Consider the following 15,872-nt stretch of genomic DNA (forward strand, 5'->3'; position numbering starts at 1 on the left):
TATTTACTTAAACCATCCTTTTTTCTTAAACCATAAGAACATCCAAAGCCCGACTAGGAACATCAGAAAAAGGACAGCAAAATAACCATATGTCCAATTAAGCTCTGGCATATAATGAAAGTTCATTCCGTAGAGGCCGGCAATAAAAGTCAGTGGCATGAAAATAGTTGTGATGACAGTCAAGACCTTCATCACGTGATTTGTCTGGTGGGAGTTGATGGATATATAGCTGTCCCGGATATCCGTCGTTAATTCCCTGTTTGCTTCAATCATTTCTGTTAATTTTAACAAATGGTCATGGATATCGGAAAAGTAAACCATTTTCCCTTGCATTTCCGTCATCCGCTGCGAATTTAACATTCGATAGATTAGGTCGCGCATCGGTGTAATCGTATGTCGTAACGATAGAAGCTGATGCCGAGTATCAAACAAATCCTCCAACAACACCTCCATTGATCTGCCTGTTGAATTCTCATCAATCTCACTTAAGCGGTCTTCAATCTTATAAATTGGAGGAAAATAGTTGTCCACCATTTTATCAATAATATTATAAAGGACGTGGGAGGGATCCCATTTTTGAATATGTGGAGATTGACTTAAACGGTTCCATACTTCGTTGATTTCCATTGAGGGGTTGTGATGAAATGTAACAATATAGTTCCCGCTAAGAAAGAAATCCACCTCTTCTTTTGAAATCGTTTCCTGGTTTAAGGATTGAGTGACAAAAAAAGTATAGTTATCATAATAATCTAACTTTGGCCTTTGTAAATGATGAATACAATCCTCAATTGCCAATGGATGAAAAGAGAGTGGGTCCCTCAGGAATTCGATTTCCTCATCTGTCGGCTGATTAAAATCAATCCAGTACCACTTGAAATTTCCCTTAACCAAGTGAATGATATCCACGTCTTTGACGATTTCCTTATTGTTTTTAATAGCAATGGTTCTTATCATAAAGACTCCTTAAAAAGCGCACAAATGTTTAAAAACTATTACGATAATACCACTAAACCCAACGAAAAACCATAAAGTAACCCCCATAAAAACCCTCTTTTTTTAGAATAAAATACCAGCTGTTGTGGGACAGTAACGTACAAAGCAGTTGTTAAAGAGGGAGACATATGCCGACTACTAAAGTGGAATCCATCAAAGAAAGCATAATGAGCAAGATACAAAAAGCGGAAGATGTAGTATTTAAAGAAAACTTCACGAAAGAAAAATATCTTGAAACCTATTATATAAAATCAATCAGTGATGAACAGGTTTTAGGCGAATATGTACTTAAACCTTTTTTTGAAATTCAAGGCTCTGAGTTATTTCTGGATTATCTTCAATCTCATCCAAAAATAACAGTATTTAAGACTGAGGAGCAAACGGTCGAAAGTGTGCTTAGGGGGGAGGCAGTCCTTTTTTATCAGGACTATATTTTTTTATTTGATTGCAAGGTTGACCATAATAATGCTGTTCAAGATACAACGGTGGAAACGACGATACAAGGGCCGCAATCGGGATTTAGTGAAAGTTTGCCGACAAATCTTGGACTGATCCGCCACCGTTATCCAGAAGCCACATTAAAAGTTGAATCCTCACAAGTGGGGGCCATTTCCAAAACGAAGGTGATGCTCCTTTATGACACTAGATTTGCTGATATGGACACATTAGGCCGAATCAAAGAATTTTTGGGTAATGTCAAGATTAATATGTTTCAAACAGGGGAACAGCTGCTTGACAGTATCAAAAAAAGTAATCGATCCTTGTTTCCGGTCATGCTTGTGACGGAAAGACCGGATCGGGTCGCCATAAATTTGTCAACAGGAAAAATAATTTTATTAATTCACGGATCGCCATTCGCCGTTGTTTTGCCGACTTCGATGAAGGATTTTATGGCTTCGATGGCTGATATTTATCAAACCTATTGGGTTGGGAGATTCCTGCAAACAATGCGTTATATCGGCCTTTTTGTCAGCATAGTTTTACCGGGGCTGTATGTGGCGACAACTAGTTATAATCCGGAGATATATCGGGTGCAATTGGCCTTATCGATTGCTGGGAGTCGAAATCTTGTTCCGTATCCTTCATTTGTCGAAGTATTGCTGATGCTGTTTATGATGGAAATGTTGACAGAGGCCAGCATACGGCTGCCAAAGGCAATTGGACCAACAGCGACAACCGTAGGCGGTTTAATTTTGGGACAGGCAGCAACAGAGGCAGGGCTAGTGAGTAATATTATGATTATCATTGTATCTACTGTTGCCATTTCTAATTTTGTTGTCCCGATTAACGCCTTTAGTTTTTCGGTAAGAGTTGTCAAATATATCGTATTGGGACTCGCCACTGTGTTTGGGCTGGTTGGTGTAGGTATTGGGTTTTTGTTGTTTATTGCGTACATGGTTAAGCTTGACAGTTTTGGCCAGCCTTTTCTTACTTTAATTCAAACGAAGCCAAATAAAAAGTAATTTTAGATTAGGAGGGAGGACTGCATTGAACCGATATTTTCTCTATTTAATATTAACAAATATGTTAATTAACGTAATCATTTTTGTGCCGAAAATTTTAATTGAATACCGTTATGAAGGCGCAGTAATGGGGATGTTGATTGCCATACCGATTGGTTTTACGCTTTCCTTCCTTTTCAGTAAGGCAATCACGAAATTCCCCGGGCTAGGGTTTCCCGAAATTGCTGATAAATATTTTAAGCGCCGATGGTTAAAATTTCTTTTTTTTGGCAGTATCCAGCTTGCCGGTTTTTCTGCTGGGCTCATCACGCTGGTTGGTTTTATTGATATCTTAACCCGTTTTATCAACCCTGAAATGCCAAGATTATTATTGCTGACGATTTATTTAATCGCAATTATATTTATTATTCAGCTTCCTACTGAAAGGGTTATGTATATTTTAGAAATTGTCCTGTTTATGAATACACCATTAATCGGTTTTATCGTTTTTAAAGCATTCACCAGTGATTATTTAAGCTGGGATTCGATTCTTGAGGTTGGCACCCATCTGTTCGATCGGCCAAGCGTAAAAGCCATTGCTGCAGCTTCTTACGTTTTTAGCGGTTATGCCAATCTTGTTATTTTTAACCGTGTCATTAAAGAAAAACTTAAAGCTTGGAATTTTGTCATTATTTTCTTTATGAGTATTTTTAATTTATTTACTACTTTTTTTATTCCAATCGGCTTTCATGGATCCGACGGTGCCCAGGAATTTCTATACCCTTGGATATCGACGTCAGATTCCCTGCGCCTCGTTTACAGCCCGATAGAGAGAGTCATTTTTATTTTTTTAATGTTCTATATGAGTATTACGCTTATGAGTATCACGGTACAATGGCATGTAGCATTTGAATTATTAAAGGGGACATTTAGGAAAAAGGAAAATAAAAAAATGAAATGGGTTGCCCTTTCAGCCTATTCTGGGTGTGCAGTGATTGCAGTCATGTTTATTGAGACAATCCTTTTAAATCAGATTACTACCTATTGGATGATTTTTCGATTAGGTTTTGAAATAATCCTTGTGATTTCTTTTAGCTTATGGGCAAGGAGGCAGATCGCATGAAAAGCACTGTAAATTGGTTTGTTGCAGTTTTCATCGGCACAGGTTCCTTACTTCTGACTGGGTGCGGTTTCAAAGATATCGATAAGCGCCTGTTTGTCGTCAGTATTGGGGTGGATCTTGCCAAGAACAGTTCGAAGAGATATGATGTCCACCTTAAATTTGCCATTCCAAGCGGGTCAAAACAACAGCCAAACGAATTCACGATAGTATCAGAACAAGCAGACTCAATGTCGGATGCGGTCCGAATTATTAAAACAAAAGTGGATAAAGAAATCGATTTTAGTCATGCCAAAATGATTTTGGTAGGGGAGAAGCTTGCAAAACAAAGGGGTAATGCCGGGATTTACTATTGGCTGTCAAGAAGAAGAGATATTCAAATGATTTCCTGGGTGGCAGTTGCCAGGCCTAGCGCGCTTGAGGTGCTAAAGGTCAAACCAAAATCAGAACAAATTCCGTCGAATTCATTGTTTCTCGCTATGGGACAAGACGGCTCGGAAACACCTTATATTCTGCCGGATTTCCTGTTTGACTTTAAGATGAGGCTGATTGAACGGGGGTTGGACCCGATGCTGCCGATTGTGGAAGCAAAAAAGGGATTATTTGAAATTAAAACCACTGGTCTTTTCAATAAAAGTCATATGGAACTCACCCTTACTCCTGAGGATACAAAAGCACTTAACTTCCTTTTGAATAAGGAAGAAAAATCAGCAATATGGGCAAAAAAAGGCAAAACGAGGTTTTTTATAGATACTCAAAAAATAAGCTCGAAGTATAAAATATATACGCCAAAGGGGAAAACTCCGTATATAAAATTTGATGTTAAAATAAAGGGGATCGTAGAGGAGACAAGCAGAAAAATTCCCAATACCAGATTAGCCAAATATGAAAAGGAAGTAGAAAAAGAAGCGAACAAATTTATCAAAGCCGTTTTAGTGAAAATACAGAAGTCAGGCCTGGACCCGATTGGCTTTGGATTGCACTATCGTTCCCGCCATTTTAGTGAGAATGATTGGGAGGAATGGAAACAAATATATCCCAAAATAGTCTTTAAGGTAGATACGAAAGTTAAAATTACGGATACAGGATTAATTGAATGAAGAAAGGGCTCTCCTGCAAAGGATGGCCCTTTTTAAAATTGTATCAAACAACTGGTTCAGTTTCTTTGTTTCGCATCGCTTGCGGAATATAAACGCAGAATGGCTCACTTTCTAAATAATCTCCGGTGACGGCAAATGTTCTCGAACGGGATCCGCCGCAGATTTTGTTGTATTCGCATATGCCGCATTTTCCTTTATAATTGTCAGGCTGGCGCAGTTCTTTAAATACTTTTGCCTCACGATAAATCCTTGCCAAAGGTTCCTCGCGAATGTTGCCGCCGACAATCGGCAGCAGTCCGCTTGGCATCACATCGCCAATATGAGAAACGAAGGCAAACCCATTTCCGTCATTGACGCCTTTTGGCGCCCGCTTTAGCCCGTCATGCATCGAGGCGAAATCGGTTGTAATCGAATCCTCGTAGCGAATTTCCCCTTTTTCAATCAGATGATCACGGGTTTTCTGCTGAAGGACAACACGGCGATAATGCTGGGCAGCTGTCGTTTTAATATCATATGGCGCAGTTTTGCTCAATTCATAAAGCCAGCGGAAAACCTTCTCATGCTGGGCAGGTGAAATACAGGCATCCAGTTGCCCACGTCCAGTAGGAACAAGCAGGAAGATATACCACATAACAGCACCAAGTTCTCCGACAAGCTCGGCCATTCGCTCCAGATGGTCATAATTATATCGTGAGATTACCGTGTTAATTTGCAGCGGCATTTGTAATTCATTTAAGTATTTTATTTTCTCAAGAGTCAATTCAAAGGAACCAGGTGTGCCCCTAAAATGGTCATGAATTTCCGGTGTCGGACCATCAAGGCTGAAACCCCAGCGCGAGAGGCCGACTTCTTTGGCACGCTTCATTTTCTCGATGGTGACATTTGGTGTTGCGCTCGGTGTCATCGAAACACGCATACCTTTATTGATAGCATAGTCAGCCAACTCAAACAAATCTTCCCTCATCATACAATCCCCACCGGTGAACACAAGCATCGGGTTGTCCATTTCATAGATTTGATCAATGAGATTGATTCCTTCTTCGTGAGTCAGCTCCCGCGGGTCCGGTGTTAGCTGTGCATCTGCCCGGCAATGTACACACTTTAGTTGGCAGGCCCTAGTAACCTCCCAAATGACAATAAACGGATTTTGATCATAATCAATTGATTTTCCTCTACCATGCGGGTGGCCTTGACCCATTTCTTGAGGATGTCCCTTACTAAATCCTTGCATTTTCATCACCATGTTTCATAGATATTTTTGTAACCTTGAAAACGTTCTATAGGTTCATTATAAAATTGAAGTCTTCTAGTGCATGGGTGCTTTGTTACAATATTTCTACATTACTAGTAATGTCTTTCAACTATTACAATTTTGTTACATTGATGTCACAAATAGTTATATGAAAATAGCAAAAGTGTAAAAAAATCAAGGATTGGATGTACTTTAGAGTAGTTATCATTTGTTATATTTGGCCTGTTTATTTCCAATTGTGTCGAACACTGCCATGTAAACCATATCTTTGGCATTTTATCCAACTAAACTATTCGATACCATGTAAATACAAATATCTTGAAGGAGTGCAACAAGAATGAAAAAACAGCTACTGACAGCCGTCACGGCAGCCGGCATCTTCTTATCCTCTTATGCGGGAGCCGCAAGCGCCCACGAAATGACCTATACGGTTCAATCTGGAGATACCCTTTGGAGAATCTCGCACACAAACAATCTATCAGTTACGGACTTAAAAGCATGGAATAACCTCAATAGCGATACCATCTACGTAAATCAAAAACTATCATTACTTGCTCCTCATTCTCATGAATACACAGTTCAAAAGGGTGACACCCTTTACCGAATCGGCGTCAACAACAATGTATCAGTTGCCCAGCTTAAATCTATCAATAATTTAACTTCTGACACTATTTATGTGGGACAAGTCCTGAAGCTTTGGGTTCCGGAAACAGCAGCAACTCCTACACCAGCTCCGGCACCAGCACCCGCGCCAACAGTTTCAAAAGCACAATTGGTAGTCGATGAGGCGAAAAAATTGATAGGAACACCATATTTATGGGGTGGAAATACGCCTGCCGGATTTGATTGCAGCGGTTTTACAAAATACGTGTTTGGTAAAGTAGGAATATCCATTCCGCGTACAGCCGCGACACAGTGGTCCGGATTAACTCCAATCACAAGTCCTAAACCCGGTGATTTAGTGTTTTATGAAACATATGCACCAGGTCCAACACATGTAGGCATTTACATTGGGGACAATAAATTTATTAATGCAGGATCAAAAGGGGTCACCATCAGCGATATGAGCCTTACCTACTGGAAATCTCGCTACCTTGGTGCGCGAACAGCGTTTTAATAAAGACAGAAAAGACCTTTTCGTATCGGCAAAGGTCTTTTCTTTATCTAAAAAATTAGAAAGTAATCGTTTATGAAAATATATTTTGCCATTATACTATACATAAAAAAATACCCGGCCAAGAAAGGCCGGGCAAAAACAAATATCTATTAAAAGGGGGCGGAGGTTGAATGGTTCATTATCGAACCTGTTACTATCATAATGGTTAAATATGAAAAAATTATGAATGAAAAATTAATAGATTAAGAAACCTTCTCAAGAGGAGTAAAATTCGATGAAAGATTATCATTGCTGCGCCACCTGTCAGCATTTTAAAGCTGAGAAAAAAGCGGAAGGAATGTTTTATTTTTGCAAACGCTTGGGGTATGAGACAAAGTCCAGCTATAAATTCAATTGCTGGAGCCCAAGGGAAGAAATTAGGAAGTTGATGGACAATAAATAAAGGAACAAAGCCCAAAGAAGCTCTTGTTCCTTTTCTTCAGACTCGTTTTAAATTGCCGAATCGTAATGATTGCCTTGAAAACCATACACTTATTAAAAAGCTGATCGTTCCGAGAATAATCATGATCCCGCCAACGATTTTCATTTTTTCAGGTGAGGCTTCAGCGCCAAATATCATGCCAAGAATGATGGTGGAAAAAATCGAGCCTAGATAACGGCAGGTTTGAAACAATCCGGAAGTAGTCCCGATTATGGCTTTGGGACTTTCCTTTAACATCGCCACTTGAAGCACAACATTACCAATACCATAGCTTAGCCCCATAATCGATAACAGGATCCCAATCACAATATAGGAGGCGCCAACAAAAAAGAATGTAAAGGCGCAGGCCCCGATAATTGATAAAAATGCCCCCGCCATAATCGGCTGATACACACCAGATTTATCAGCCCATTTCCCTGCAACCGTTGAAATAATAATGCTGACTCCCGACATAAACAGCATAAGCATGCCGCTTTTTTCTACGCCCAGTCCCATTGCCTCCTGAAAATAAGCAGGCAGACCGAAAAATAAACAATAAAAAAAGATATTTAACAAAATAAACTGCACGTAAACCAAAGTCAGTTGAGGGTTTGTTTTAAAAATACGAATATCAATAAATGGTTCTTTAACCTTCAATTCTCTCCATGCAAATAAAGCAAAAAAGAGTAAGCCTCCAATCCCTGCTGAATAATGGACACTTTTTTCAAAGGAAAGCAAGAACCATAAAAATAATACCATTCCTGCAGCAAAAAATCCCATTCCCCAAAAATCAAGGTTGGAAAATAACCTTTTAACCGTTGCCTTATCCTTTTTCACATCCTTAGGAAACATGTGCCAGCCAAGCGTGAAACTAAGGAAAACAAAAGGCAGGTTCACCCAAAAAATCGCTGGCCAGCCTCCCCAAACAATTAAAAAGCCGCCGATCGTCGGCCCGAGCGCAACCATTGCCGAGGCGAAAATAGACAAAACGGCGAGGGCAGATGCTTGCCGCTCTTTAATATGCTCCCTGATTAACGCCATCCCTGATGGATAAATCGCACTGCTGCCAATCGATTGAACTAATCTCATTACCACTAATAATAGGAAGGTCGAAGAGAAGGGAGCGCCAATGGCGGAAAGGGCAACAAGGACTAGTCCAAACAAAAAGGTGTTTTTTCTCCCAAAGATATCTCCGATTTTTCCTGTTACCGGCTGTGCTACAGCACTCGATAAATAGAAGGCGGTAATTAACCAGGAAACGGTTGAAAAGGAAAGTTGGAAGTCCTTCTGAATGCTATGTAAGGCTAGGGCGATCATCGATGAATTTAGGGGATTCAGCATAGTTCCCGAGGCAACGCCAGTTATAAACAACGCACGTGTTTGTTTCAAGTCGAATCATTCCCGTATTTTTGTTTTAGCATATCCTTAACCCACTGTCTCTAGCCGTTAAATAATGAATTTTCATTCTAGGAATAGCCTACCCGGCCATATAAATAGGGTAGGACTTTACGTGTTGAAGCGGGGGAGAGCCGTGGAGGATTTTTTTCAAACTATCAAGGTACTGAACCATCCCGGTAAAAAAGTGCTGGCAACAATCGTTGATGTAAAGGGATCTGCCTATAAAAGAGAAGGTTCTTCAATGATTTTTATGGATGACGGAACCCAGATCGGGATGGTTAGTGCCGGCTGTGTGGAAGCTGATTTAGTGGAGTGGGCAAAAAAAGTGCTTGAAAGCGAAGAGCCCCAGCTTGTCCGGTACGATTTGACTGAGGAGGGTGACATCGGCTGGGGAAAGGGCTGTAACGGAACCATTGATATTTTGCTTGAGCCGATTAACAGAAAGTTAGAAGAAGATATGAAATTGGTGAAAAAATTACTCGATAACAATATCAAGGTGGCAGGGTTTAAGAGCTTGGGCCATTTGGGGGAGTATGTTTTTGTTCCCGAAAAGGGTGAAGCGTTTGGCTGTTGGGAAGGCTCATTTCCGATTATTAATTTTGCCTCCAAGAGTGGGCTGATGACAGATGGCGTCATTTTTCAGCACATTTATCTGCCAAAGCCAAGGTTAATCGTTTTTGGAGCTGGGCCGGATGCAAAATCGCTCGTTTCTTTGGCGGCAGAAACCGGTTTTTCCGTTACGGTGTGCGATTGGCGGGAAGCGCTTTGTCAGGAGCAAAACTTTCCTGCAGCAGACGAGCTTTTAATAGGGTTCCCCAGGGAGATTTTACGGAATGTCTCTTTTTCACCCTATGATTTTGTCGTAATAATGACGCATCATTTTCAAAGAGATCAGGAAATTCTCTGGCCGCTGCTAGATGAGAATATTAGATACTTAGGGGTTCTTGGACCTAGAGAGAGAACTGCAAGACTCCTAAATGGAGAAAAGATTCCGGAATGGGTTCATTCACCGGTCGGATTGTCAATCGGGGCGAAGGGGCCTGCTGAAATTGCCATTAGTATCATTGCGGAAATGATTGAAGCGTGGCGAAAACCGGTCCGTGAACAAGTAGAGCACTTATGGACCATACCTGATTAGCCGACATTTACCGGACTCAGAAAAAGAAAGATAGAGTTGGGGGAGGGACCTGAGGTGGAGGTTGTTGGTAAAAGTGTCATTCGCAAGGAAGCATTCGATAAAGTGACGGGTCGGGCCAGATACACACATGACTATCAAACCAGCGGGATGCTGTCAGCAAAAATGGTCATCAGCCCATATGGCCATGCCAAAATCGTCAGCATTGATACCTCGAAGGCCCAGCAAGTCCCGGGCGTTAGGGCGATTATTGCGGGAAAACGCTATCCGTTGACGGGTGAAGCCATTCGCGACCGGCCGCCAATTGCCGTTGATAAGGTAAGGTACCACGGCGAACCGGTTGCCCTCGTAGTGGCAGATACTCCCGGACAGGCGAAAACGGCTGCTGATTTGATTCATGTTCAATATGAACCATTGCCCGTCGTTAATTCGCCTACCCAAGCGTTTAGAAGAGATGCCCCCTTGGTCCATGAACGGTTGGGTGAATACAAAAAGGAAGAGGATTCCCATCCGGTGCCTGGCACCAATATTGCCACTCATATCAAAATTCGAAAGGGCAATATGGAAAAGGGGTGGGCGGAAAGCGAGGTTGTGGTGGAGGCGAGTTTCTCATTTGCCCCGTCCGATCACGCAGCAATGGAAACGAGGTGTTCAACCGCAGAAATATTGCCTGATGGACAAATTATTATTATGACCTCTTCACAGGCGCCCTTTATGGCAAAACGGTTAATTGCCGATTACTTTGGGGAGGACATGGGAAAAATTATTGTTCATACCCCGTTTGTCGGCGGTGCCTATGGCGGGAAGGCATCTGTACAGCTCGAGGTACTTGCCTACATTGCCTCAAAGGAAGTCGGCGGTAAACCAGTTAAGCTTTTAAATACAAGAGAAGAAGATATACTTACTTCCCCGTGCCATATCGGCCTTGATGCCACCGTAAAATTGGGAGCTGACCGCAACGGGAAACTTAAGGCTGCCGAGATTCAATACTTATGGGATGGCGGCGCATATTCCGATAAAGCGATTGATTTGACAAGGTCTGGTGCGGCAGATTGCACAGGACCATACAGACTTGAAAATGTATGGTGCGATTCTTACTGCATGTATACGAACCATCCCTATGCAGCACCATTCCGGGGTTTCAGCCACTCGGAACTATCCTTTGCCATTGAACGGACAATGGACCTGCTAGCCCAAAAGTTAAGCATGGACCCTTTGGAGCTTAGGTATATAAACGCCATTCAGCCAGGGGATACAACGCCGACAAGGGTTCTTTTGAACAGAAGCAATGTCGGGGACCTGCGAAAATGTATTGAGAAATTAAGAGAACTGTTCCATTGGAATGAAGGACCCGTAAAAGAAATAAATGAGCGGTATGTAAGGGTAAAAGGGATAAGCTGCAGCTGGAAAACATCAACGATAGACCCTGATGCACCTTCAGGGGTAATTTTGACGTTTAACCGGGACGGGAGCATTAATTTGATGTCTGGTGTGATTGAAATTGGCACTGGGACGAAAACAGTTCTCGCACAGATTCTTGCTGAACGGTTGAAAATGGATGTTGACAAAATACATGTGCGTATGGAGGTGGATACGCAGACAACACCTGAACATTGGAAAACGGTGGCTAGCCGCGGAACCTATATGGGCGGCCGGGCTGTGCTAGAGGCGGCAGAAGATGTTATTCGTCAGTTAAAAGAGATCGCAGCCTGTGTGTTAAGGGCGCCGATCCAAGATTTAGAGGTGGGCGGAAGCCGAGTATATTTACGCGATGATCCTGCAATCGGACTGCATTTCAAAGATATTGGCTACGGCTATCAATATCCAAATGGGAACGCCATTGGCGGGCAAATTATTGGCAAGGGCAATATTGTATTAAGGCATCTCAGCCATTTAGATCCCGAGACCGGCGCCGGAAAACCAGGGCCGGAATGGACGCCAGCGGCTTATGGTGTTGAAATTGAATTTGACCGCCGGGATTACACATACAGACTCGTTAAGGCCTGCACGGTTGTAGATATAGGGAAAGTGATGAATGAGAAAGCAGCCCTCGGCCAGGTAATGGGAGCGATGAGCATGGGACTCGCTTTTGCCGGCAGAGAAACCTTTTATTTTGATGAGCTTGGCAGAGTTCTAAATCCTCAGCTGCGTACGTATCGTCCGCTTCGATACGGCGAAAACCCTGAGTTTTTAGTTGGCTTTGTTGAAACGCCTGCCCTTGATTCCGCATACGGTGCCCGTGGTGTCGGAGAGCATGGGCTAATGGGGATGCCTGGAGCACTTGGAAATGCATTGTCACTGGCGGCGGGAGTATCCCTGCACCACTTGCCGCTCATTCCTGAATTAGTATGGAAGGCAAAGGAGGCAGCAAGAAATGCTTCCATTTGATTTTGATTATTACAGGCCGCAATCGCTCAGTGAAGCTGTTGAATTATACCAAAACTTGGAACGGCAAGGAAAAAAGCCCATGTTTTTTTCCGGTGGAACTGAGCTGATCACACTTGGAAGAATTGATTTGGCTCATGCCGATGCTGTTATTGATATTAAGGGGATAGCAGAAGGTAGAGTTATGGAGATGGATGGGGATTACTTGGTTTTAGGTAGTACCCTGTCTTTAACAAATATCGAAGAGGTAAACCCTTTCCCGCTCTTAACAAAGACCTCAAGTGAAATTGCTGATCACACCGCCCGTGGAAAAATAACAGTGGGAGGGAATATATGCGGACAAATTTTTTATCGAGAGGCTGTACTGCCGTTTTTATTAGCAGATAGCCAGGTAGTTCTTGTTGGCCCTAAAGGTGTGAAAACCGCATTTATTCATGATGTTTTTAACAAGGAACTTCAGTTGGAAAAAGGAGAATTTCTCGTTCAAATAGTCACTGAAAGAAGGTTTGTCGAGGCACCTTTTATCAGCATAAAACGGCGTCAACAGTGGGAAACAGGCTATCCGCTGATTACCATTGCAGCTCTCAAAATTGATAGGGAAATTCGCGTCGCCATTAGCGGACTTTGCCCGTTTCCATTCCGTTCAAGGGAAGTGGAGGAAGCATTAAATAGACAGGGAGTGACGGGAGAAGCAAGAGTCGAAAGAGCACTTACTGTTTTGCCTCGGCCCATTTTAAATGATATTGAAGGATCGGCTGAATACCGCCTATTTGTATTAAAAAATTTGTTTATTGATATCCTTCGAGCTTTGGATGGAATGACAGTGTAAAAGGGGGAGCTTTTAATGAGCTTGCACACTTTTCCATTGAATGTTAATGGAGATAAGCGGATGGTGACCGCCAGATTTGCGGACACCCTTTTATTTGTACTGCGCGGAAGACTCGGGCTGACAGGCGCTAAACCAGGCTGTTTAAATGGTGATTGCGGGGCATGTTCGGTAAATGTGGATGGCTGGCCGATGAAATCATGCTTGATGCTGGCCGTTGAGGCGATTGGAAAAGAGGTAACGACAATTGAAGGGTTAAAGGATACACCTATCCAAAAAGCCTTTGTAGAAAATTTCGCCTTTCAATGCGGATATTGTACACCAGGCTTTATCATGAACTGCCATGCACTAATTAAACAGCATCCAGATGCGGGTGATGATACGATCAAGGAATGGCTTGAATCAAATATTTGCCGGTGCACCGGTTATGCTGAAATTGAGAAGGCAGTAAAAAGTGTATTGGAGAATAAATAAGAGGGTGCTTAAGCACCCTTTACCCTTATTGTTTTTTCAATTGGAAGTAGGTATCCAAAACCCTTCGGCCGATTTTTAAATTAGCCTTGTTATCTTCATCTCCTTGAAACGCCCATGGAACTAAAACAGCCATCGCCACCTCGGGATTAGTACTTGGAGCGTAACTGACGAGGCTCAGGTTCATAACTGATGGAGGGATCTCTCCAAAGCGGCTTCTTAATGGGCCATCATAAAAGGCTTCCGCAGTACCGGTTTTTCCGGCAGGTGCATATGCAGCACCTTCAAAAAATTTAAAAGCCGTACCGCCCGGTTCCTGCATGACTTTGCGAAAGCCCGTCTGTACTCGGTTCAGCCACTCCTTTTTGGCATCAATTGTATTTAAAACGACAGGAGAAATTTCCTGTGCCACGGAACCCAGCTCCTCCGTTCCCGAAGCAGGCCTGCGGATTTCCTTCACGACATGTGGCTGCATCCGATAGCCGCCATTGGCGATGGTCGAAACATATTGGGCCAGCTGCATAGCTGAATAGGTATCATACTGCCCGATGACCAGATCGAGCAAATACCCTGGAAGCCTGCTCATTCCTTTAAATCCAGTTTGCTCATTTGGCAAATCAATACCCGTTCTTGTCCCAAGACCAAATGAAGCGAAGGAATTTCTGATGGTTTCAAACGCTTGCAGATTTTTTAGATTTAATGGTTGATCATATTCATAGTGCGCGTTTCCAATTCTTAACGCTGTATGAAACATATAAACGTTCGAGGACTTTTTTAACGCCTGAATTTCATTTAATCTTCCTAAATAGGCATAGGACTTTTTAAGCGGAGTGTCTTTAATTTTTATTCCGGCATCATCAAAAACTGTTCCCGGTGAAATAGCTCCCGTTTTATATCCGGTTAAGACAGTTGCCCCTTTCACTGTGGAACCGACATTATATGTAGTTGTAAACGTGCCAAGGGCATCATCCTCCATTACTATTCTCCCGGAAGAATCCTTGACTATTTTTTTTCCGGACATGGCCAATATTTCGCCTGTAAAGGGGTTCATTAAAACAACATAAGCCCTGTCAGTTAAGGCAGTACCCGGCATTTTTTTGGCAGCCCAGAGTTCTTCTTCGATAATCTGGTCAATTGCTTTTTGCAGATCCATGTCAATGGTTAAGACAAGGTCTTTTCCTTTTTGGCCGTCTGAAACAGGCCGCGATTCAATGACCCTGCCGGCTTTATCGGTTACATTTTTAACTTTTGTTTTAAATCCTCTTAATACTTCTTCATACTGCAGTTCCAGTTGGCTTTTGCCAACCCGGTCATTGCGGCTGTATCCTCTTGCTAAAAAATAATCCAATTGATCGGCCGGGAGCCCTTCATCCGAATTGGTCACCTTGCCAAGGACAGACCTCAGTGTGTAACCAAAAGGGTAGGACCGCTCCCAATCGGTGGTCGTATCTACGCCAGGAAGGGACTCGAGATTTTCGCTGACAACTGCGTATTCCCCATCACTAACATTTTCATTTTTTACAAGCTGTGAAGTGAATTTATACCCGTATGTAAATTCTCGGAATATGGCGGCTGCCTCTAGTTCCTCTTTGGATAAATTCATGTCCGCGTCAGTTATACGTTCCAGTTTTAATTTATATAAATCCTGATCCGTTAATTTTTTTGCAGCAAACAATTCCTTTTCTTTTCTGGTGATTTTCGCATCGGCTTGCTTTGGATTTTTTATAATCCAATAATCCTTTTTATTTTTGTCAGTTAGCTTATCTGTATTTTTATCGATTAGTTTTCCTAATTTCTGAGCTGTCTCAAGCATTTCTGTTAGCGTAAATCCTTCGTTGCTGAAGGTAATGGCACTCTTAGGGATATTATCCACGATCACTCGGTAATTGCGGTCAAGCATTTTCCCTCTTGGGACAGGGTTACTTACTGTAATTCCTTCTTTTCGTTCCAAATCCCTCTTGAAATTTTCTCCATAGACAATCTGAACAAAGCCAAGCCTTAGGATGAGGATGGAAAATAAAAAAAACACACTGAAAAAAAGGAAATTTAAACGAAAGGGAAAGTGGGATTTTTTCTTTTTTTCCTTCTCCAATTAGCTTTCACTTCCTTTTTCCTACGAATTGTTAAAATTATTATGCCTTATTGTAAAAAGGCGCATAACGAATATATTGGT

Annotated in this window: 12 protein-coding genes; 8 read left to right on the forward strand and 4 right to left on the reverse strand. The window is 42.2% G+C overall.

The features are described 5' to 3' along the window. Positions 1-3: 3 nt before the first annotated feature. Entirely contained in the window at positions 4-954 is a 951-nt protein-coding gene (gene corA, locus V5M37_RS11470; RefSeq protein WP_423802030.1) for a magnesium/cobalt transporter CorA, read from the reverse strand. 167 nt (positions 955-1,121) lie between these two features. Between corA and V5M37_RS11475 the strand changes: the two genes are divergently transcribed. The 3 genes from V5M37_RS11475 to V5M37_RS11485 are packed head-to-tail and all read left to right on the forward strand — an operon-like array spanning position 1,122 to position 4,655. Then, positions 1,122-2,456, forward strand: a complete 1,335-nt coding sequence (locus V5M37_RS11475; RefSeq protein ID WP_423802031.1) for a spore germination protein — start codon at positions 1,122-1,124, stop codon at positions 2,454-2,456. A 25-nt stretch (positions 2,457-2,481) separates the two neighbouring features. Beyond that, positions 2,482-3,558, forward strand: a complete 1,077-nt coding sequence (locus tag V5M37_RS11480) for a hypothetical protein (RefSeq protein WP_423802032.1) — start codon at positions 2,482-2,484, stop codon at positions 3,556-3,558. Further along, complete coding sequence (locus V5M37_RS11485; protein ID WP_423802033.1) at positions 3,555-4,655, forward strand: Ger(x)C family spore germination protein; 1,101 nt, start codon at positions 3,555-3,557, stop codon at positions 4,653-4,655. The genes V5M37_RS11480 and V5M37_RS11485 overlap by 4 nt, the downstream gene beginning before the upstream one ends. 43 nt (positions 4,656-4,698) lie before the next feature. Here V5M37_RS11485 and V5M37_RS11490 read toward each other — a convergent pair whose 3' ends face one another. After that, the gene (locus V5M37_RS11490; protein WP_423802034.1) at positions 4,699-5,886 is read right to left on the reverse strand and encodes a TIGR04053 family radical SAM/SPASM domain-containing protein; all 1,188 of its coding nucleotides are present in this window, start codon (positions 5,884-5,886) and stop codon (positions 4,699-4,701) included. Between the two features lie 358 nt (positions 5,887-6,244). Between V5M37_RS11490 and V5M37_RS11495 the strand changes: the two genes are divergently transcribed. After that, entirely contained in the window at positions 6,245-7,024 is a 780-nt protein-coding gene (locus tag V5M37_RS11495) for an NlpC/P60 family protein (protein ID WP_423802035.1), read from the forward strand. A 478-nt stretch (positions 7,025-7,502) separates the two neighbouring features. On the opposite strand, the gene V5M37_RS11500 is transcribed toward V5M37_RS11495, so the two are convergent. Continuing rightward, positions 7,503-8,825, reverse strand: coding sequence for an MFS transporter (locus V5M37_RS11500; protein ID WP_423802612.1), 1,323 nt, complete (start codon positions 8,823-8,825; stop codon positions 7,503-7,505). A gap of 190 nt (positions 8,826-9,015) precedes the next feature. Here V5M37_RS11500 and V5M37_RS11505 point away from each other — a divergent pair, with 190 nt between their 5' ends. The 4 genes from V5M37_RS11505 to V5M37_RS11520 are packed head-to-tail and all read left to right on the forward strand — an operon-like array spanning position 9,016 to position 13,702. Beyond that, positions 9,016-10,020: an XdhC family protein gene (locus tag V5M37_RS11505; RefSeq protein ID WP_423802036.1), complete on the forward strand. Its 1,005-nt coding sequence runs from the start codon at positions 9,016-9,018 to the stop codon at positions 10,018-10,020. A 54-nt stretch (positions 10,021-10,074) separates the two neighbouring features. Further along, positions 10,075-12,405 carry a xanthine dehydrogenase family protein molybdopterin-binding subunit gene (locus V5M37_RS11510; protein ID WP_423802037.1) on the forward strand — a complete coding sequence of 777 codons (2,331 nt, stop codon included), beginning with the start codon at positions 10,075-10,077 and terminating at the stop codon, positions 12,403-12,405. Beyond that, a complete protein-coding gene (locus V5M37_RS11515) occupies positions 12,392-13,231 on the forward strand; it encodes an FAD binding domain-containing protein (protein WP_423802038.1) in 840 nt (279 codons plus the stop codon). The genes V5M37_RS11510 and V5M37_RS11515 overlap by 14 nt, the downstream gene beginning before the upstream one ends. 15 nt (positions 13,232-13,246) lie before the next feature. Beyond that, positions 13,247-13,702: a (2Fe-2S)-binding protein gene (locus V5M37_RS11520; protein WP_423802039.1), complete on the forward strand. Its 456-nt coding sequence runs from the start codon at positions 13,247-13,249 to the stop codon at positions 13,700-13,702. Between the two features lie 25 nt (positions 13,703-13,727). On the opposite strand, the gene V5M37_RS11525 is transcribed toward V5M37_RS11520, so the two are convergent. After that, positions 13,728-15,791, reverse strand: a complete 2,064-nt coding sequence (locus tag V5M37_RS11525) for a peptidoglycan D,D-transpeptidase FtsI family protein (protein WP_423802040.1) — start codon at positions 15,789-15,791, stop codon at positions 13,728-13,730. Positions 15,792-15,872 lie beyond the last annotated feature (81 nt).

Origin of the sequence: Neobacillus sp. SAB-20_R2A (assembly GCF_049568635.1) — a bacterium.
Classification (GTDB): domain Bacteria; phylum Bacillota; class Bacilli; order Bacillales; family Cytobacillaceae; genus Neobacillus; species Neobacillus citreus.

Bases quoted from the DNA above. Each gene is read 5' to 3' on its own strand.
- V5M37_RS11520 (WP_423802039.1), top strand. From the start codon at position 13,247: ATGAGCTTGCACACTTTTCCATTGAATGTTAATGGAGATAAGCGGATG.
- V5M37_RS11500 (WP_423802612.1), bottom strand. From the start codon at position 8,825: ATGCTGAATCCCCTAAATTCATCGATGATCGCCCTAGCCTTACATAGC.
- V5M37_RS11495 (WP_423802035.1), top strand. From the start codon at position 6,245: ATGAAAAAACAGCTACTGACAGCCGTCACGGCAGCCGGCATCTTCTTA.
- V5M37_RS11485 (WP_423802033.1), top strand. From the start codon at position 3,555: ATGAAAAGCACTGTAAATTGGTTTGTTGCAGTTTTCATCGGCACAGGT.
- corA (WP_423802030.1), bottom strand. From the start codon at position 954: ATGATAAGAACCATTGCTATTAAAAACAATAAGGAAATCGTCAAAGAC.
- V5M37_RS11490 (WP_423802034.1), bottom strand. From the start codon at position 5,886: ATGCAAGGATTTAGTAAGGGACATCCTCAAGAAATGGGTCAAGGCCAC.
- V5M37_RS11475 (WP_423802031.1), top strand. From the start codon at position 1,122: ATGCCGACTACTAAAGTGGAATCCATCAAAGAAAGCATAATGAGCAAG.
- V5M37_RS11515 (WP_423802038.1), top strand. From the start codon at position 12,392: ATGCTTCCATTTGATTTTGATTATTACAGGCCGCAATCGCTCAGTGAA.